At 38.9% G+C, this 19,666-nt stretch carries 16 protein-coding genes; 12 read left to right on the forward strand and 4 right to left on the reverse strand.

The features are described from left to right. Window position 1: 1 nt before the first annotated feature. Window positions 2-5,539, forward strand: a complete 5,538-nt coding sequence (locus GSQ74_RS13110) for a sacsin N-terminal ATP-binding-like domain-containing protein (protein WP_158993972.1) — start codon at window positions 2-4, stop codon at window positions 5,537-5,539. Window positions 5,540-5,553: 14 nt separating this feature from the next. Here the strand turns inward: GSQ74_RS13110 and GSQ74_RS13115 are convergent, their stop codons facing one another. After that, the gene (locus tag GSQ74_RS13115; RefSeq protein ID WP_158993974.1) at window positions 5,554-5,826 is read right to left on the reverse strand and encodes a hypothetical protein; all 273 of its coding nucleotides are present in this window, start codon (window positions 5,824-5,826) and stop codon (window positions 5,554-5,556) included. A gap of 313 nt (window positions 5,827-6,139) precedes the next feature. Here GSQ74_RS13115 and GSQ74_RS13120 point away from each other — a divergent pair, with 313 nt between their 5' ends. Beyond that, a complete protein-coding gene (locus GSQ74_RS13120; RefSeq protein WP_158993976.1) occupies window positions 6,140-6,745 on the forward strand; it encodes a hypothetical protein in 606 nt (201 codons plus the stop codon). 4 nt (window positions 6,746-6,749) lie between these two features. Continuing rightward, on the forward strand, window positions 6,750-7,793 hold the full coding sequence (locus GSQ74_RS13125; RefSeq protein ID WP_158993978.1) for a hypothetical protein: 1,044 nt from the start codon (window positions 6,750-6,752) through the stop codon (window positions 7,791-7,793). Between the two features lie 90 nt (window positions 7,794-7,883). Here GSQ74_RS13125 and GSQ74_RS13130 read toward each other — a convergent pair whose 3' ends face one another. Further along, a complete protein-coding gene (locus GSQ74_RS13130) occupies window positions 7,884-8,585 on the reverse strand; it encodes a hypothetical protein (RefSeq protein WP_158993980.1) in 702 nt (233 codons plus the stop codon). Window positions 8,586-9,297: 712 nt separating this feature from the next. On the opposite strand from GSQ74_RS13130, the gene GSQ74_RS13135 reads away from it, so the two are divergent. The 9 genes from GSQ74_RS13135 to GSQ74_RS13175 all read left to right on the forward strand — a co-directional run bounded on the left by GSQ74_RS13135 (window position 9,298) and on the right by GSQ74_RS13175 (window position 16,856). Then, the gene (locus GSQ74_RS13135; RefSeq protein WP_158993982.1) at window positions 9,298-10,593 is read left to right on the forward strand and encodes a site-specific integrase; all 1,296 of its coding nucleotides are present in this window, start codon (window positions 9,298-9,300) and stop codon (window positions 10,591-10,593) included. Window positions 10,594-10,604: 11 nt separating this feature from the next. After that, window positions 10,605-10,823: a hypothetical protein gene (locus tag GSQ74_RS13140; RefSeq protein ID WP_158993984.1), complete on the forward strand. Its 219-nt coding sequence runs from the start codon at window positions 10,605-10,607 to the stop codon at window positions 10,821-10,823. 23 nt (window positions 10,824-10,846) lie between these two features. Further along, window positions 10,847-11,479, forward strand: a complete 633-nt coding sequence (locus GSQ74_RS13145; RefSeq protein ID WP_158993986.1) for a hypothetical protein — start codon at window positions 10,847-10,849, stop codon at window positions 11,477-11,479. Then, window positions 11,433-11,594, forward strand: coding sequence for a hypothetical protein (locus GSQ74_RS13150; RefSeq protein WP_158993988.1), 162 nt, complete (start codon window positions 11,433-11,435; stop codon window positions 11,592-11,594). Before GSQ74_RS13145 ends, GSQ74_RS13150 begins: the two co-directional genes overlap by 47 nt. A 195-nt stretch (window positions 11,595-11,789) precedes the next feature. Next, the gene (locus GSQ74_RS22670; protein WP_216846733.1) at window positions 11,790-12,941 is read left to right on the forward strand and encodes an abortive infection family protein; all 1,152 of its coding nucleotides are present in this window, start codon (window positions 11,790-11,792) and stop codon (window positions 12,939-12,941) included. Between the two features lie 79 nt (window positions 12,942-13,020). Continuing rightward, on the forward strand, window positions 13,021-14,082 hold the full coding sequence (locus GSQ74_RS13160) for a DUF5677 domain-containing protein (RefSeq protein WP_158993990.1): 1,062 nt from the start codon (window positions 13,021-13,023) through the stop codon (window positions 14,080-14,082). 74 nt (window positions 14,083-14,156) lie between these two features. After that, on the forward strand, window positions 14,157-15,608 hold the full coding sequence (locus GSQ74_RS13165; protein WP_158993992.1) for a hypothetical protein: 1,452 nt from the start codon (window positions 14,157-14,159) through the stop codon (window positions 15,606-15,608). Between the two features lie 55 nt (window positions 15,609-15,663). Then, window positions 15,664-16,320, forward strand: coding sequence for a hypothetical protein (locus GSQ74_RS13170; protein WP_158993994.1), 657 nt, complete (start codon window positions 15,664-15,666; stop codon window positions 16,318-16,320). 80 nt (window positions 16,321-16,400) lie between these two features. Further along, entirely contained in the window at window positions 16,401-16,856 is a 456-nt protein-coding gene (locus GSQ74_RS13175; RefSeq protein ID WP_158993996.1) for a hypothetical protein, read from the forward strand. Window positions 16,857-16,935: 79 nt separating this feature from the next. Here GSQ74_RS13175 and GSQ74_RS13180 read toward each other — a convergent pair whose 3' ends face one another. Together GSQ74_RS13180 and GSQ74_RS22675 are read right to left on the reverse strand one after the other, a co-directional pair. Continuing rightward, on the reverse strand, window positions 16,936-19,005 hold the full coding sequence (locus tag GSQ74_RS13180; RefSeq protein WP_158993998.1) for a hypothetical protein: 2,070 nt from the start codon (window positions 19,003-19,005) through the stop codon (window positions 16,936-16,938). A 224-nt stretch (window positions 19,006-19,229) separates the two neighbouring features. Beyond that, a partial coding sequence (locus GSQ74_RS22675; RefSeq protein WP_216846734.1) for a hypothetical protein occupies window positions 19,230-19,666 on the reverse strand: 437 nt, incomplete at its 5' end.

The following is a 19,666-nucleotide window of genomic DNA, read 5'->3' on the forward strand; positions in this document are numbered from 1 at the left end:
CATGACTTGGGAACAGCTTAAAACGACCTATCCTGCGGGAACTATTCTGGATGCCCCGATATTATCAAAAATTGAGGAAAAAGAACTGGTAATCGTTAAAATAACAGATTCATTTAATGGGAAACTCAGGATTGGCGACCTATCCGAAAATCGCCGCGTTTCCTATAACTTATTTGAATCCGCTGAGCCTGGGGATATTATAAGGGTTTGTGTTACTGGATTTGAAGAAAAGGTAATTAGCGAAACTCGTATTAACAGGAGTGTGCGTTTGAGTGTTAGGGTACTGGAGCAATTAGAATCAAAGAATAAAATAGATAAATCAGAGACCGAGTTGCTAACCGACCTAAAGCAGCTTTGGAATATTGCCTTTAATGAAGAACTTGTATTTGTTGGCAGATATTTCCACGATCCTGCACGAAGTACTCACGCCGGTTTTTTTAATCAGGCAACATTAAAAGATCAGTTAGTGTTTTACCCCGATGGTAATCCGGTCGAATACTTTTTCTGCCCGCACAACAATAATCTGATTAGCGGAAGTTATTATGAATTTCATGTAAAGTTAGCTCCGCTACAATTCCGGTCAGAAAAAGAACTGCCGTACGAACTGAGGGTTGATAATAAGTTACCGATAGCTTTTCTGCCGGATTATACAGATCACAGAGGATTTATTAAAGACCTTTTCGTCAGGCGAGGATTTACCCCAGAGGATGCACAGGTAATTGCAGCGCAGTTGAAAGGAAATGAGTTGGCTCTGTATACGTCCACTGAGCGCTTTATCTTTGAGCTGATACAAAATGCCGATGATATGCCCTTCGATAACTCCGGAGTTTCGGTGCAGTTTATACTCGAACAGGATTATTTGATATTTCTCCATAACGGTCAGCCGTTCAGACGCGGCGATGTACAGGCGATCTCAAGCAACGGCATGAGTAATAAGCGAAACGATACCCAGAAAACCGGATATAAAGGTATCGGATTTAAGTCCGTTTTCACAGATTCGGAAAAGGTATATATTTTGTCGGGCGGCTTTTCTTTCATGTATGATAAGCAGTTTCCTGACTACCGTAATTTTAATAAATTATACAAAGGATATTTTGATAAACTCCGGCCGGAAGAAGCTACCAAGGAAGCAAACAGGTTCAGGGGCAAGGAGGACGAATTTATCCATATCGAAAATATTCCGTGGCAGATCAAACCGGTTTGGGTTGACCCTTTGAGGATTGGTGACAGTCTTCCGCAGCATCAACAACTCCGGGCTTATCCTCAAATCGAAAATAGCAGAGTTGGTATTGCTTTGTATATTGGCCGGGTTAAAATTGAAAGCCGGAATTACCGATCAGTTCTGCAAAACCTTTTCAATGATCCGCGTTTTCTGCTTTTTCTTAGGGAGGTTAAAAGCATAAGGCTAAAACTGGATTCTCACTCGGTAAAGATATCAAGAAAAGAAACCGGAAACATTCTTACCGTAGAAAAGACCGATCCGAAAGCAACAGTAAAAGCACAATATTTGAAATCCGGAGACAATTTCCGGATACCCATTGATGACATTGGATTCAGAAAGTCCGGAACTGGTATGACTAAGAAAATAGTGAAGGAAGCCTCTGAAAACAATCCTGCGGAATATAACTTTCTTGATAAGTTTCAACAGAAAATAGAGGATATTCCAGCGAAACTCGCTAAACTGGATGAAACAATTTTAACGTTTGCCGTCCCATACTCCCGAGATGAAATTAAAAAGATCAGACCTGAAGAAGCCATTATCTTCAGCTACCTGCCTACTGAAGATGTATCCTTTGCGCTGCCTTTTCTTGTAAATGGCGATTTCGTTCTTACCCAGAACAGGGAAAACGTAATACCTGCAAATCTCTGGAACCAGCATCTTTTTTATTTTATCGCTTACTTTCATTTCAAATGGTTGTCACAGCTTGCCAAAGAAGAAAACCTACGGACAACATACTTGAATGCTCTTGTTCGAAATAGATTTTCCGCAAGTGAATTGTCCGGCGAACGGAAAAATATTTGCGATGCATTCGACAGAGGGTTTACTGACGGGTTGAACGAGTTTCCATTTATTGTCTCCCGATCGGGGGAGATTGTAAAGGCGTCAGAGTGCATTATTGACAGAACAGGGTTTGCAGGGCTGCTCAGCACGGATGTTTTCAAACAAATAGCCGGAACCGTAAAATCTGTTGTAGCTGCTGATACCGACTGGCGAAAGTTATTTTCGGCGGATCTGGATATTGATGTTTTCAGCGCAAAAGACCTTGTAACATCATTGAACGAGCCGGAGAACCTTGTTTTTTTTAACAATTATTTGCAATCACTTTCTGACACCGAATATTTAAAAGTCCTGGGGATATTTGACAAGACCTATTTCAATCCGACGGATCCGGAAAAGCAATATCTGTTCGCTTACCCTGATTCGGGAGCAGTTCTCGAAAATATCCGGCTTTTCCGGCATTCAGATGGCGTTAATTACTCGATGAATGAGATCCAGGTTGATGATAGCCTTCTCGTTCATAAAAAGCTTACATTTCATGCTGGATTGATTTTTAACGAACTTGGCTTTGTTGCGTCCCTTTTTAATATTGCGAATTATCCTGCTATTCATTCTGCGTATTCGGAGTTCCTGCCAACGGATGCAACCCTATTCAAAAAAATTAAGGAATTATCTGCCAACAACACGCTGGATCCGGCCCAGCGGAAAACATTGTTTGAACTATGCGAAGAGTTCAAGGATATTGGCAGGGAAGCCCTGCGGGGCTGGGAACTTTTCCCGTGCGCAAGTGATGTCATTGGCGGAACCGTACAACTGGGAATGCTTACCCGTCAAATGGATGATACGCCGTTGTGGTTACACGGTAATTGTATATCGGAAAAATTCTATTTCCCTAAACTCGATAAATATTTGATAAAGCAAACAGACCTTTACGAAGATCTTATTTTGCCGAATATCGAATCTTTTAACAGTGAAATAGTGGATGCCGCGTCTTATTACAGGGAGGTTTCCAATTATTTTGATCACGAGACCAACACGCCTTTTACTATACAAAAAGTTTTTTTTACCGGAACGCACTTTAAACAACGGGATGAAATTTATTTTAATAAATCTTTAGCGTCGTTTAAAAACGCTGGCATGTTTGCTGATACCATCAAGCAGTTGACAGGCCTTGATATGCCCGCGTTGGAAGTTATTCCCTTCCTGACCGATAAAGAATCACCATTTTATTTGTCCGACAGTGCTCAGATGTCTTCGTGTTTCACTTTTGAAGATGCTAATCCTGTCACACTAAGTCGGGACGCTATTGTCAACCTGATCGATTATTCTATACTTACAAGGGACCGATTATTTGAAAACTGGACCATTGTGAAAACTGGTGACACCAGCTTTCAAATTCTAAAAGGAGGATCAGTTCAATATTTTTCAAAACAGCCATTGCTCAATGAAATGTTATCTGAAACTAATTTCAGATTACTTTCAGAACAGCTATTTACTGATGGTCTCACAGAGATCGGTCTGATGGTTGAAGGTGCGCCTTTTCTGAGTAAAATTAATTCGGCACTCGGATTTAAGAAAGAATTAGCGCCGCTCTACTGGAATGAAAACCGGGAGATAAAAAAGCAGTATCTGGAGAACCTGAACTCTTTGCATATCGATAATTCTGTTATTTACGATAAGAAATCACTTGAATATTTTATTTTGCGGCTCGTTGCCGATGTTTTGCTCGATGAGGATTTCGACATTAACTTGCTGAAAGATAAAATATTTATAGACCAGCAACAACTAAGCAAACTCGTCTATTCGGATCATATCAGAATTAAGCGCAAGGATGGATCTTTTACTTCTTTTTCATTGGCGGAGCTTTTGCCTGTCTATGCAGGCAGCAGTCGTACAATTAGCGACTTTTCGGATCAGTTAACAATACTCGGGCTGAAAACACTTGAAAGCAGTCTTTTTAGTTCAAAGGAAATGAAGTCCGATGCAGCTTACGATGAAATCAGTAATCTGACCGAATTGAAGCATCCCGCCCAGATTGTGTTTGTGGCAATTTATGAACCGGAAGAAATAGGTTTATTTTCTTTCCAAAGCGTAGCGAAATCAGTAATACTGGATTTTTTGGCTGATAATGCCGTTTCCGGGTCCAATGAGATTATTGCTGCTCTGCTGGACACAAATTTATCCGAAAAAGTTTATCCGCCGGAGTTTGCGCTAAAAGACAGCGATGAAAATTTACCTGATTGGATGCTAATCTGGCTGGCGGGGCCGGACATAGCGAGAAAATTAGAGTATCTCACAGCATGCGGGCTGAATGCAGAAAAATCAGGAATCGTTAAACTTCGAAGTTTCTTTACCGAAGGCGAAACTGAACCTGACGACCTGACGTTTGCAGCGCTAAAAGCAAGTGAAAAACTGCTTGCAAATACAATCAGCTGGCTCGCGCAGGAAAAATTACGTGTGCGCAAAGGTGGCGAAAATTATAAATGGTTAAAGAAGATTTATGACTCGGTAACCCCGGAAATAGATTTGCCTGTTCCTGTAGTAGATTCCATTTCAGATATAGCTGAAATATTCGGCCTGCATGTTCCGTCCGACTGTTTTATCTGTTCTGATGATGGTCTGCGATCACTTGTTTTCCCGGTTTTAAAGAATCTTAAATATCAGCTTCTGGCAGGTGATTTTTTTAACACACCCTGGCTTGATTTACTGGAACCGGACGAGTCGGAGGTTGAGGATGTGCTTGATCTCGATTTATTAAAGGACGCTTTTGAATGGGATACTGAATTTTACAAGAAATTCACCGAAGACAGTGCATGGAGGATATATCTATACGATGGCCCTATTCCCTATAATACTATATTTCTTGGACGAAAGATAAAATCTTTCACAAGGGACTTGCCAGATGTTGATGGCAATAACATTTTCCTGAATAAAAATTCAGGTGATATTTTGGAAATTATTGAAAAACATTCGATTTTAACAATCGCTGAGTTGAAGGAAATTTACCGATATAAATCGGGCGATTTTGCGATAAGCCCGGATGACCGGGAATTGCTGGAAAAAATAAAAACCCTTTCTCCTGATACCGATGAATTGCTCAGGCTTGCTGAACTGGGCAAGCGTGTCGAAAATTATTCAAAAAAGGGGCATCAGGAACCAAGAGGAAATAATTTTGGCTCAGACATTAATCCGGGACTGATCGGCGAACAAAAAGTATATGAAAAACTAAAAGCGATATACGGGGACAAAAGGGTCAAATGGATCAGCGAAAAGAATCCTGTGAATAATCTGACTTATGGCACCAGCCATGATTTTGAAATAATGACCGAGAGTTTAAAGGAAGTAATGCTGTACGTTGATGCTAAATCTACTGTTACCGGTAAGTATGACGCTGATAAAATTCCTATCGAAATCAGAAATGACGAATGGCGTTTTTTTGAACAAACTACCAAGGATAATTATATAATCGCAAGAGTATTTAATGTGAACAGCCCGAACGCGGAAATTAAATTTCTTAAAATGGGTCTTTACAAGCACTGATGACCCGGATGCTATTACTTGTTATTCCATGAATTAATATAAGATTCCAGATGCTCAGCAACCACTGTGAGTTCACCTTTTATTATAGCGATCTGCGGAGCGAACAATGGCTTGGCAATGTTGCGCTGAAGATCTTTGAGGTTCGTTACATAAATCGTGTCGTCATTGTCGAATAGCGCAGGATCCTCTGAAACGATATAAACGTCTTCAGGGTCTTCGTCACTGAGTGGGTGGACAATCCTGCATATCTGACCTGGTTTCGAAGGGAGTATAATTTCTTGTTCCATAGTCAAATTTAATAAATAAAGTAAAAAATGTCCGTAGACTATAAGTGTCATTTAACCTTCTTCCTCCAATTCCGATAGAGTATTTTAAACAGTCGCCGCTATTTACTATCAAAAAAGAAAGTGAGGCGATCTAAAGTTGAGATAACAAGACTGTTTTAACTTTACCTTTATAAAAGTATGGAAAAAGGAAGATGTGTTATTACCGTTTCTACCCTGACTTTTGAAGAATTTTTAAAGTTGGAAACTGACCCAGTTTATAGAATTCAACAGCGAGTTGCACCATTTAATAAATAGATTTACATTAAATCCCAATATGGACGAAGCGATAATAATCAGTTGGCCAAGTGATATCGAGGATGTCGATGCAAACGAGATAGTAGGTCTAAGTACAGATAATATAATTATAAAGAGTGTTCGGACGGAAACCGAGTTATGGGCCGCTAACGAATGGATTATCCCAACAACTTTTGTAGTAACTGTTACCAGTTTATTTTTTAAGTCTTTTTTAGAAGAAGCCGGAAAAGATGCTTATCAAATGGTAAAAGCACATTTAAAAGAATATTTGGCCAAACGTCGTGAAATTAAAACCACCTTGATCGCTGCCAATTCCTCACCGGATAAACTGTCAAAAAATTATGATCAGTCGTTGTCTGTTTCGTTAAAGGCACGATTACATACAAGGTTATTAGTTAATGTAATGATCAGCGAAAAAGTACATGAAGTTGAAATAGATCAAATGTTGGAGGGTATGTTCCAAGTGCTTGAATTGTTATATAAGGATTTACAGGATCAAGTGCCGGAAGAAAAAATTGATAAGGAAAGCAGACCGGAGGAAGTTTATTTGATAGCAAATCCTGAAACAAGACAATGGGATATTTTAACAGCGAAACAAATGTCTGAGCGATATAAAAATTCATAAATAAATGCCAGGATTGACAAAAGAACAGGGAATTAATCAGGTAATGGGTGGCAGGCATATTGTTATACTTGGTGCGGGGGCAAGCATTGCAGCAACACTAAGGAATTCTGAACGCAGTGGTAGATCCTTACCATCAATGCTCAACTTTATTGAAATTGTAGGTTTGCAGGATATTGTAGCCGAAATACCGGTTAAATTGCAGAGTAAAAATTTTGAAACGCTCTACGGTAACTTATACGCAACTGATCCGACTTCACCCTTATTGGGTGAGATACAGGAGCGAATACAAGACTATTTTGGTAGTATGAAATTACCTGATGAGCCAACGATATATGATTATTTAATTTTGTCTTTAAGATCAAAGGATCATATTGCAACTTTTAATTGGGATCCTTTTTTATATCAAGCGTGGTGTCGCAATCGGGATTTCACTAAAAATTTACCGTTCATGTCGTTTCTGCATGGAACTGTGGCTTTAGGATACAGTAAAGAGGATAAACGCTCCGGCCCAATCGGGTATCAATGCCGCCAGGAGGGTGGTGTTTTTGAACCAGTGCCGTTGCTATACCCAATTAATCAAAAAAATTATAACGACAATGAATTTATAGTCGAGGCATGGGAGTCGCTCAAGGCAATGCTTCACAAGGACAGCAAATCAGTTCGCGCCTCTATATTTGGTTACGGAGCGCCTGTATCCGATATAGAAGCAGTAAATTTATTGAGTGAAGCATGGGGAACTCCTGATGAAAGAGCAATGGAGCAATTTGAGGTTATCGATGTTGTACCGGAAGAAGAACTTAGGAAACGTTGGAGTAGCTTTATTCACAGCCATCATTATGATGTTAGTAATTCTTATTTCGGATCGTCGCTCGCAAATAATCCACGGCGTACCTGCGAAAGCTATTTTAGCCATTATCAAGCCATGACCATTGACGAAGCTTTTCGCAGTAATAATCCTGTGCCGCAAAATTTCCAAACACTCGAAGAATTGTGGGCATGGCACCAGCCGTTAATTGATGCGGAACTAAGAGCAAGCAGAAATAAATAGTCAAATTTTTGTTTCGAACCAACGACTTTTACTCGCTAAAAGAAATAATTGCAGCTATTATGCGCAGGAATGCGGCAGTGTCCGGTTTATCTAAGTCTTCGCATTCAAATATTTGTCAAGATATGCTTGAAGGGTTTCATCACCACCATGAGACCGAAGCATTTCTATCCTGATTTGACTGTTGCTCAATTCATTGTCTTCAAAGTCTACATCGGTGTAGCCTTTTGGAAAACCGATAAATTCTTCCAGGTCTTCGATTGTCCAGTTGAATTTCTCCAAAGCCCTTTCTGTAAACAAAACTCTGGGGTCGATATAAATGTCAAAATCCTTATAGCATTCCGCAACAACTGAAAGAACTTCTATCAAACATTTCTCGGAAAGATCAACAACATTTCCGTCGGGCACCTCCTTAAATTCTGAATTGGTCGGAATATAAAACTGTGTTGTTTCATAAAATATGCCTTCGAACAGGCTGTGCTCGGGTGCTATCGGAATAATACCGGTTTTTTGGGCCTGATTTCTGAACTCAACAAACGCCCGTGCCAGCTTACTGCTTCTTAATTTTTCCTGCCGGATTTTATACCACCCGTCAAAATCGGGATACTTTGTCATCACATATTGCAACGAAAAGGTAATGCTTCTCAATGCAGAAACAAATGCGCTGAAAATGTAATTAAATTTTTCATCGTAAGGATGAGTTTCTTTTAATTCCTCTAAAAAATAGTCTGCTTCGCCGACCTTTTGTGCTACAATATGGATACCGGCATTAGGGAATTTAAATTTTTCGGCCATTTCTTAATATTTGCTCAAGTAAAGTTAGTTAATTCAAAACCGTAGCAAATTAAGAGTAAATAGTCCGAAATACGCCTGGAAAGATTTTGTTATTATTCAAAAAAATGCTTAAACCAATTCCTATAACCTGATAAACACAGTTTTTATCCCAAGCTGAAAGCGGCAATCCAATAGACCCATAACCGTCCAATTACTGGCAATGAATTCTGAAATGCAGCATTTTTTGCTGAATTAAACGAAAAACCGTCACTATTCCGTCATTGGATTACTTGCAAAAACAAAACTATTGTCGTAAATTAGCCCTAAGCAAGTCAAAAACGCAGTTTTTGCTCAAGATATTCCGAACCCACTCGACCACTCATAATCTTTTGGTCCCTGGTTCGAGCCCAGGTGGGCGCACTTTTTACCCTCTCAACGAGGATTAAAACCCTGTAAATTGTCTGATTTACAGGGTTTTCTGTTTTCAGACTATCTCTATCAATCCCAAAATATCGCAATCTTTCTGATCCCAATTCGGTTACCAAAATCCGCTCTGTAGATTTGTGGTAACCTTTTAAGGGTTAATTAATTGAAAAACAATTAATTACGATAGTAAAAATGGTGACAGTTTGACTCATTTTTACCCCTTTTTGGTCAAAAAAAATGACCGTTTTGATGCAAACAGTACCAAAGTAACGCATTCAAAATCAGTCTATTAAAAATCAGAAAAAAAATGAGAACTAAAAACACCTTCGGAATCAACTTTTTTGCACGTACAGAACGCGAAAAAGATGGCAAATTGCCCGTAATTGCAAGAATTACGGTAGACACCCAACGCGCACATATCTCCCTGAAATATTGGGTTGATGCAGAAATTTGGGATAACAAAAAGGGCGGTGCTAAAAGTAACCGTGACGGCGGCAGGGAAATTATGCACTACCTGGAACAAGTGCGCACCGAGATTGGCGACTGTTACCGGGAATTGCAGGTTAACAGGGAGATCATCACTGCCGAAGCCGTTAAAGATGTTTTCCTGCGCACAGATGAAGAAATCCATACGCTCAACGGTTTGATTATCTACCACCGTGAACACGGCACAGAGCGGCTAAAAGCCAGTACCCTGATCCATTACCGCGTTACTGAGCGTTACCTTGAAAGGTTCCTGCAAGCCAAATTCAAGGCTAAGGACATCAACCTCCATGACATTAATTACAAGTTCGTAGTGGACTTTGAAACTTTCCTGCGTACCTATAAATCTAAGGATCACCCGCAGCCGCTCAAAAACAACGGCATCATGAAGCATATTATCCGCCTGCGTAAAATGGTCAACCTGGCGCTGAAACTGGAATGGATGGCAAAAGATCCTTTCGCTAACTACAAAATGAAATTCGACAAGGTAGAAAAAGAATGCCTGAACAAACACGAATTGGAGCGGTTGGAGAAAAAGACTTTTGTTATCGAGCGCCTCGACTTTGTACGTGATTTGTTTGTTTTCTCCTGTTATACCGGCCTGGCTTATGTTGATGTGGCTAACCTGACCGCAGACCATATCGTTACCGGCAATGATAATGAAAGCTGGCTCAAATTAAACAGGCAGAAAACCACGACGCCCGTACAACTGCCTTTATTACCGCAAGCTGTCAAAATTATTAAGAAGTATAAAAACGACATTCGCGCTAATGCAATGGAGCGTGTATTTCCGATACTCTCCAATCAAAAGGTAAACAGCTACCTGGGTGAGATCGCAGACTTATGTAGCATCAAAAAAAGGCTGACCTTTCACATTGCCCGGCACACTTTCGCCACAACCGTAACATTGGCCAATGGCGTACCGATTGAAACAGTTAGCCGGATGCTCGGCCATACCAAAATTGTGACCACCCAAATTTACGCACACATTCACCAGGAAAGGATCAGCGCGGATATGGCGGAGCTAAAAAAACGACTAAACGGAAACCGGCCCCCTGCCAGGAAAAGAAAAACCGTTTGCACACCCTCACCAATGACCATTACAAGATTTAACAGTTAAAAATCACTATTATGAAAATCACAGGAATTGTGCTGATCGTAATCAGCCTCATACTTAAATACATCATTAACGAACGGCGCTTTAAACGGCGCAACTTTGCAGGGATGCAAAAATTTAGCTCTTATGGTAAAGCAGTCCGTGTAAAACTAATAGAAAATACAATTTATTTTATAGCCAGACTACTACTACCGTTAGGAGGCGTTTTATTAATCATCAGTTTTTTTAAATAACTTTGTATATCCAATTATAAATTATGCCTAAATCATTTTATGACCTCGACTATATCATTGAAATCAATGAAGATCGTGTTGAACAATATACCTCTGCATACCAACAGGTATTGTCTAAACTGACAAATATCATATTAATCTATTCTGCAATAGCAATATTTTTAGTACCCATTATTCAGGAGGTTTTTATGCCTGGTAAAAGCGTTGTATTATACATTTGTTTCGCCGCTTTCGCAGGCTTGTTTATTACATCTCTGGTATTTACCGTAAAACTTGTCTTTCCAATACAGGTTGCTTATTTAATAGAGCCTGGAAAATATTACAAAGATTACCGGTTAGATTATGAAAAAACGATGACGGTACAAAACGACATTGATAATGCGCTAAAAGCATCATATATTGGGGAATTGGAAGCGGCCGTTGCCGTTAACGATAAAGTATTCAAAAGGAAAAGCTCTTTTTATTATAATGCTTTAATTTTCGCACTTACTTCAACCATTCCTTTTCTGCTATGTTTAGGTTATCATATATTTCAAAAGGATGACAAAATTCAAAAGATAGAAATCGTAAAATCAAAAATTAATTGTAACTTAGATAAAAAATTAAACAATGCCAAGTCAAAATACACAGACACAACCTGCCACTACCACCAGTAGTACCACTACTACAACTACGCAGTTGCCAGGAATGAATAATGTGCAGGTGATTGTTTCGGCACCACAGTTGGTGAAGGAAAATTCGCAATATTCATCCACAGATAAAAAGAAATAAATTATTTAAAATATCAAGATGAAAGGCTGTTTGTTTCGACAAGCAGCCTTTTTTTGTATCAGCCTTATGTTCGTCAATGTATAACGATCCCTAGCTGATAATAAAAAATTCTTCCATTCAGGAGAATTATATTTATAATTCAAATTACTGAATACCAAGTGTATATTTACATATTATCTAAGCCTCTCTTTTTTAATGGATATAATTGCCCGAATAAAACCACTTTATGATGACCTTATTGCCATTGGGTTTCCAGCCTTGATGGAGAATAATGAATTTATTCGGATTGCCAATGATACCGGCTTCACCAATGAATATGCAGAGGCAGTAAATGAAGCCACGTCCAAACAACAAACAAACTGGCTCGGATTAATAGATGGTATTTCATATCAGGATGTTTTAGCTATTTTTTTAAACCGGCTCTATAATGCAGATGCCACAAAATTAACCGAATTGTTGACCCCGGCAATTTGTAAATGCATTGACTTTAGTTATTTTATTACCTCGATTAATGATCTGAAACGAGATATCCAGCTTTTGGGTGCGACCAAAGAACAATTAGATAAGGTAGTGGTCGCGTGGGACGAGGTATCCAAAAACTATTATAAAAAGGTTATGGTCTTAAAAAGCCTGCTCACATCGCGAGCAACCGGTGGTGATGGAAACGAGGAGTATTTTCAGGTTATTCGCAAAGATTTGCTAGCGCACCCGAAGCTAAAAGTTCATGTTCCTGAATATGTTCAAAAAAGCAATAATTTATATGAATACTGGCAATTTATTAAACACCACCTACCATATTATGCAGAGCGCCGGTTTTTTATTAAAGACACTTTTGAGGGATTGGTCGTTGCTTCATTGGAATTAAACGGCCACGCGCCACACGAAACCCATGTCAATGAGGTTGTCCAAACCGTTAACGAGCAATACATTTCAGAAACATGGAATAAGGCTTTGCAGCGAATGCAAGATGATCCTGAAGCCGCCATTACATCTGCAAGGGCCTTAGTTGAAGTGGTTTGCAAACATATTCTTGACTCACAAAATCAGGTTTACGATGATGGTTTGGAGCTACCCAAACTGTACAAACAAGTCGCAAGTATATTAAATTTGGCACCAGATCAACACACTGAATCCATATTTAAACAAATACTTGGTGGTTGCCAAACTGTGGTTGAAGGATTGGGAGCACTTAGAAACAAATTAGGAGATGCTCATGGAAAAAGTAGAAATAAAGTAAAACCTTCAGCGCGGCATGCGGCATTGGCCGTCAATCTTGCCGGCTCTATGTGCAGTTTTCTTTTACAAACCTACGATCACATACAAGAAACTAGCCCTGAAACAAATTGATATACCGAATTTTTTGCCATCTATGAAGAATTACGATGACGCGGATGTCGTTATAAAGCCTTTTGCATAATGTTAACTTATGGGTGATTTAAAATATACAAACCTCGTCATTCCTAATCTTGATACGTTGATCGATGAATTGCTGGAAACGGCCCGTGTAGCCCAGGGGTTGACTTTCGAGCAAATGGAAAAGGTGTTGGCAGATGGTAAAATATTCGAAATGATCGAAGATACCTTGCCAGATTTTATTATCAATCAACATGATCATAAGTATCTTGACAATTGGCTGGATATTTTCGGACGCAACCAAAAAAAAATTATTGAAGAATATCCGGCCATGTTCCTGAATTACAATTTATTCGTTCATTCGGCACATAATCTGTTTGACCGTCTGAAAGAATTAATGAATAAAAAAACCATAGGAATAGCTGATTTGGTACGGATGACCTTGCTCGGAACGCTTTGCCGAATGGCGGATGAAGTGGGTGTTTTACTCTCACATGGCTCGACACGCACAGCTTTGGCTGTTTATCGTTCCGTGTATGAACATGCGGTGGTTGGCGTTTTTCTTATGAAACAAAGCAATGCGGTGCTGTATAAGAAATTTGCTGATTATGGCCATAAAGATGCGAGAAAGAAAGCGGACTCGTTAGATAACCATTTTGAAGCACTTAAATTCCCGCCTCTTGAAGCTGAACGCCGACGTGACATTGATAATCGCACAGCTGAGTTAAAACAATTATACGGTAAGGGCTTTTTTGATGACTATGGCTGGGCGAAAGATCATTTGTCTGAACGTCCTAGTTTTTGGGCTATTGAAAAAGCGGCTGGCTTGGAAAAATATCGGCCATTTTATATTTGGGCCAGTCAATTTACGCACCCCAGCTTTCAAACATTAGCTAACATTAAGAACGAAAAAGGGCAAATGATATTGGATAAGCTCACGCAACAGACAACGGAGCGAAGTAGCTTTATCGACCCTATGCAGTTAACGACGACAGCCCTATATATTTTCATTGATTTTTTATTATACGAGTATTCAGTTGAACAACAGTATCCCGCTAATATTCTAATGTTTCGAAAAATGCTTGAGCGGCTGATGAAGAGCTTTGACGATGCGAATAATGAAAAAGGAAAATAGTTGCGTGTTATTAACCTCAACCCATTGATGCTAAAAAGCCTATAACATTATTTAAAACCTAAACTCATAAACTAATGGAACACCCCGATTTATCAAGACCCGAATTTTATGCCAGCTCCGCTTGGGGTACTTATTATCCAAATAGATACTATTTTACCATTGCAGTACATAAGACACGCGAAGCTGCAGGTTTGTCGGATACGAAATACGATCTGACTGTTGCTGAACAGCGCCAACTACAATGGGAAAATTATCCGGCAATGCTTCATGAGTTTTTACACTACATGCAAGATTTGAGTACAATGGTTGGACAGGCATGTTTATTTAACCAGGTGTTAATGAAATCAATATTCACCAAATACACTACACCTGGAATGTCTTCTGCCGCTTCATTAGGGAATAAAAAGGACACTTCTTTTGATAATGATTTCTACAATGCATTTATGTTTAACAGAACACTCGAAGGTGGTGGCGTCTTGATCACCAAAATGCACCAGATATCCAAAATTGAAAATAGTGACGAAGCGATTACCGCCAGGGCTGGCACTAAATTAGTGACACGAATGTTCTCCATTCCGGAAATCCACTATGTGGAAAAGACAGGTAGCGGGGATATTTCCGCATCTGTAAAATTGGGAAGTTTCTATCTTTTCGAATGTATCGCCCATGAAATCGATCAGTCGGTCAGTAAACGACAAAATCATTTCACAGCAGGTAGCAATTCCCATAAGGCTACAGAGTACACGGTAGGTCGCATGGTGGCACAATTTTTTTACCCGCATATCGAAATCGAAAACATTGTCCGTTTGGCCGTCATGGCCCTGCAATCTATGAATTGCGGCGATGCCTTTATACAAATGGTCAACGAGTTGAAGGAAAATGAATTGAACGGCATTAGCCAAGAACAGTCTGTAGTCTTGATTAAGAAAAAAATACAACAACAACTGAGGCAAAATGAAGTCAATTTTGTTGCCCAGTTGAAGGAATATGTAAGGATATTTCAAGGCCGAACACAGCTTGAAAAAGCTTTCACATACCTGACTGAAGTAAGTATCGAACTGTACCGGGAACGGATTAAAGACCCTTGCTTTGATATAGAATGGATCTACGATGATAAGATCAATGAATTACTGGATAAAATTCAGTTGTGCGATTTTCTATATATATTCGATGACACCCTACCACTTTCTTTAGATCCGGGTTTCAATCGCGACTATATTGGTACTGCATTGCAAGATATGGATACTAGCGTTGCGCTTAAGGCTATGGTTGCTTTTGATCATTATTTTTCCATGCACTATGCCCAAGCAACTGTATTAGTAGAGCAGAAAATAAAAGACAGCTATTGTTGCCCATTTTATAATTGTTGCCCATTGCACTACAGAAAGGATCATGCGGATATTTGCCTGACTAAACCCTGGCGTATTTTTGAATTGCAATATGCTGCTGATCAGGAATATTGTTGGTATGGTAGTGGTGTTTTGGAAACGAAGGGTCTAAGCATACCGAAAAAAAAGCAGCCTTAATTGCCTTTAATATTTATAGTTTTGGAATTTAACCTTATTGTATAGACCAAGCCTTATGAAAGTTTTTAATACTGGATTAAACACATTTTACCGGAAATACCTGTTCACAAATCCTAACGAAAATCAGGCTTTAATTGCAGCAACTTTCGAAACAGAATACAATAAAACACTTTCTGAACTAATTGAACAGCTATTATTCTTTGATAAAATTTCTATAAAAATTTACGGTGAAAATCTTGCGCTCACCGTTTTAATTAATGACCTTGGATTAAAGCAAACTCTGGAATTGGTCGATGATGGAGTAATCGAATTTATACTATGGACACCGATGCTGGCAACGCTGGTTGAGGACGATCCTAACTTGATGGGTAAAGTAAATCCCATAGTTTCCGGCAATGTAAATTCAGCTATCCATTCACAGCCGGATTTGTCTATCAAAGCAGGTTTGCAGGCTTTACGGAAACAACCAGATCGGGGTACTCGAAGAGACATTGAACGAAAAGTCATCAAGGCTTATCGTATTCCCAAAGCAGATTTTGTACACAATGCAGCTGCAATTGTGAGCAGCGCCTATTCCTCAAATAAGTTAACAGGTGTAGGTATGCCTAAGACTAAAGAAATCGCCTGGCTGGATAAAGAAGAACGCTTTAAATTACTGGGTCTTGGAGACGATATATTAGAAACAACTATTTTGCTGACTTACATTGTGTAAGTCTTGAGAATTATCGTTACTACAATATTTCACGCGAGTGTTTCAAAGAACTTAAGAAAGCCGACAATGTTCTTAAAGGTATGCAAGAGCTCTATAAGGTGGAACATTTACCGGATGTCAAGGCATTGATAGCAGCTGGAAAAATCAGTATAAAATCTATAATTCAATTAAGGCGAAAATCTGTCGCAAGTAAGTTTCGCACCTGGCTCGTAACGCATACAGAAGATGATACTGAATACATTGTCAAGCAATACATAGAAGAAATTGCAGGACACAAAGGCCTACTCGAAAAAGGAACGGGGAAATTTATAAAAATGATCGGCGTGTATGGTATAGGCATTGGTGTTGGCGCAGCCATAGGCGATATTCCGGGCAGCATAGTTGGTGCAGGTACGAGTAAATTATTGGAAGATACAGTATCACTTGGAATAAGTATGATCGATAGTTATTTATTAGATGGCATACTGAAAGGCTGGCAGCCAAGATTTTTTATCAGTGAATATCAAAAAGTGATTTCCCAACCTGAGCAAGGGTAATGTTTATTTAAACACAAATAGGCACCCATCTAAAAACGCCAAGTTTCATCTAATGAAAGTTGGCGTTTTTTGACCTTTATCAATAAACAAAATAGCCATTCCCCCCGGCTTCAAAATAATCTGGTTCTGAAAGCGTCATTATCTCAATTTTTGGGGTATATGGCCAATCTTTAAAATGGTGGAGCAAACCAGTTTTTGCTTTTTCCAACTTTTTGTTTTCATCTTTGCTGCAAGTCAACAGAATAACATCGGGATAAACTTGTTTAGCAATTTCTGCCAGCGAAGCAAGGGATTTTGCTTTATTTTCCATAAACCCTTTGCTACTGTATTTTGCTTCGCCGATGATCAACTTGCCATTTTCAAGACAAAGAATATCCAAGTCTCCGCAAGGTTTATTAGAATGGTAATCATCGTATAGGTTAACTTGGGAACTGTACTGGAATGCATCACTCGAATTGAACCGAAAGGTGCCTAATGTTCTGATCACGGTTAAATTACCGTCGCGCGTTGTCCTTGTCTGGAAAATATTGTTGCGAATTAAGTCATTGAGTTTGTAAGCAAATTCCGGTTCAATAGGTAACGTATAGTCTTGCAAACATCCCTTGCAGTTAATTACTTCCCTAACTTCATTAATATGGTACCAAAATTCGGATGAACACATAGGACATTTAAGGTTAAAACCCTTGAAAAAAACCTGATAGCTGCAAAGTCGGATTACCATTCGTTTTAAACCAAGCTGCAAATTTTCGGCATTGAACCAACTTTGACCTTTGGGCATCAACTGCTTGCCGAGTTCAGCATACATCGCTTCTGCCCGTTGAAAAATCTCCGAAAAAGTAATTGCATCCCCCGCTACTTTTTCATTTGTGGACAAATATTCCAATATGTCCACCCAAAATTTGTCGGAGAAGAAATCGTTGATCGAGGAAAAATTATACTTAAATGCTTTAATAAATGCATTTAACCGATTACTGGCGTCATGAGGCCCGATATCAATGATTTTCGTTTCTGTACTTTCTCCATGCACAACCGGCCGAATGATCAGTTGTCTGGCAAGGTCATTGAAGGAGGGCACGTTTAATTTGAATGTATCGGCTATGGTCCGTTGGTTATTGATAATTATCGAGATATTGCGAGTTAAATTAATTCTACCCGTCATTTCCTTAGCGATGTGCCAAACTTGCGTAGTCAACGGAAATAATCTACGTTGCTGTTCATGTGCTGAATCCGCCTTAATCTCCAGATCAACCGCCCATTCCTGGCTGTAATAAGAAACTGCGTTAGTGAAACTTAATTTGGGAAGATGTACCAAGCCGGTCTCTGAAACAAGTGTCTGAGTATTTACCTGCTCTCCGTAATTTCTTTCATATAAACCATTACCATCAGTAATTTCAAAAGGGAACATGCTAATATCCTTATAAAAGAAATTAGTGTTAAAACCTATAGGTCTGAGCGTTTCTTTAATGAGCGCTTCTATTTCTTCTTTCGATAAGGTCATGGAAACAACATGCACTGATTTATCACCTTTTAAATCATGGAGCACACCACCAAAAAACTTATCCTTACAAAGTTCTTTTAGTTCATCAAGCGTAACATACATTAAATTCTTATGCTGATAAAGCCCGCGGTTCCAATAATATAACAGATCTACTGTCCCCATGTGATCTTTTGCGACTATGATCTCAAAATCGTCGTATTGCGCGTACTTTAGGCTACGCAAAACAATGGTATTTAGGTTGATTTTTGATAAGGCAGCGACATTGACCGGCTTATCATGATGGATAATTTTGTTAATTTCCTTCAGCTTTTCTCCGTCAATAATAACTTGTTGGTATTTTTTGCTTATCTCATAATCGCTGACAACAGCAGTATTATTAAGACCGAAATTAATTCGATAAAAATTCAACAAAGTATTTTTCGTATTGTGAAATCCCTGAGCTAACATAACTTTTGCGTTACTGTCAAAAAAGGATAGCAGGTAAAATACATCAACGCCGGTAATATCCCTGCTGGAAGGCTTTTTGCCAAGTTCAAAATATCCTATTGGATTAAACAACCTTAATTGCTTAACAACCTCTATATCAATTGATGAACTGTAGAATACAATATCTGGGTCGTAATAGGCTATGATCTGCTCATAACCAGGCAAGATTTTATTATCCTTAACAGGTATTATAGGGTTATACCGACCACCCCAATAGTGTTGATTTTGAAAAACAAGTTTTAGAAACGTCTCATTAGGAAGGCTTTCATCTATGAAGTAGATATACCTTAAATGTCTTGGCCTGGTATTGATCTGGTATATATTCATAAATCGTCAATTAAGCATTCTTACTTTCCCCATAATCAATTTATTAATCAAGAATAAAGGTTTTAGGAATAAACATCTGCAATTTCAGTTATATTATAATCAACGGGCTCACTGCCGTCAATATATAACGATACCGTAGCATTAACAGTGCCATCCGAAGCAACGGAAAAATTGGCGTTTTTTAATCTTCCCGACTGTCTATAATTGTCTTTTAATGCTAATGTGATCCAAGCTTTGCCAGCGTTTGAATGGTCAATAATTTTCAAGTATTGCTTATATACTTTTTCTGATTCTGTATTTTCTGTACTCATTTCTATTGAGGTTTTATATCTAAAGATAGATATTATGAAATACCAAATTACATATTCTTTCGCGAGTGCCGATAAATCGATAAACAAAAGACAATATGGATATTCCGCTGAAATTGACCAGTGATTCATAGGTAAAGGGTAAAGTGATTCCGCTGGAAATTGACCAGGCATTCCGGGGCAAACTGACC

It is taken from the genome of Mucilaginibacter sp. L196 (assembly GCF_009765905.1).
Taxonomy (GTDB): Bacteria; Bacteroidota; Bacteroidia; order Sphingobacteriales; family Sphingobacteriaceae; genus Mucilaginibacter.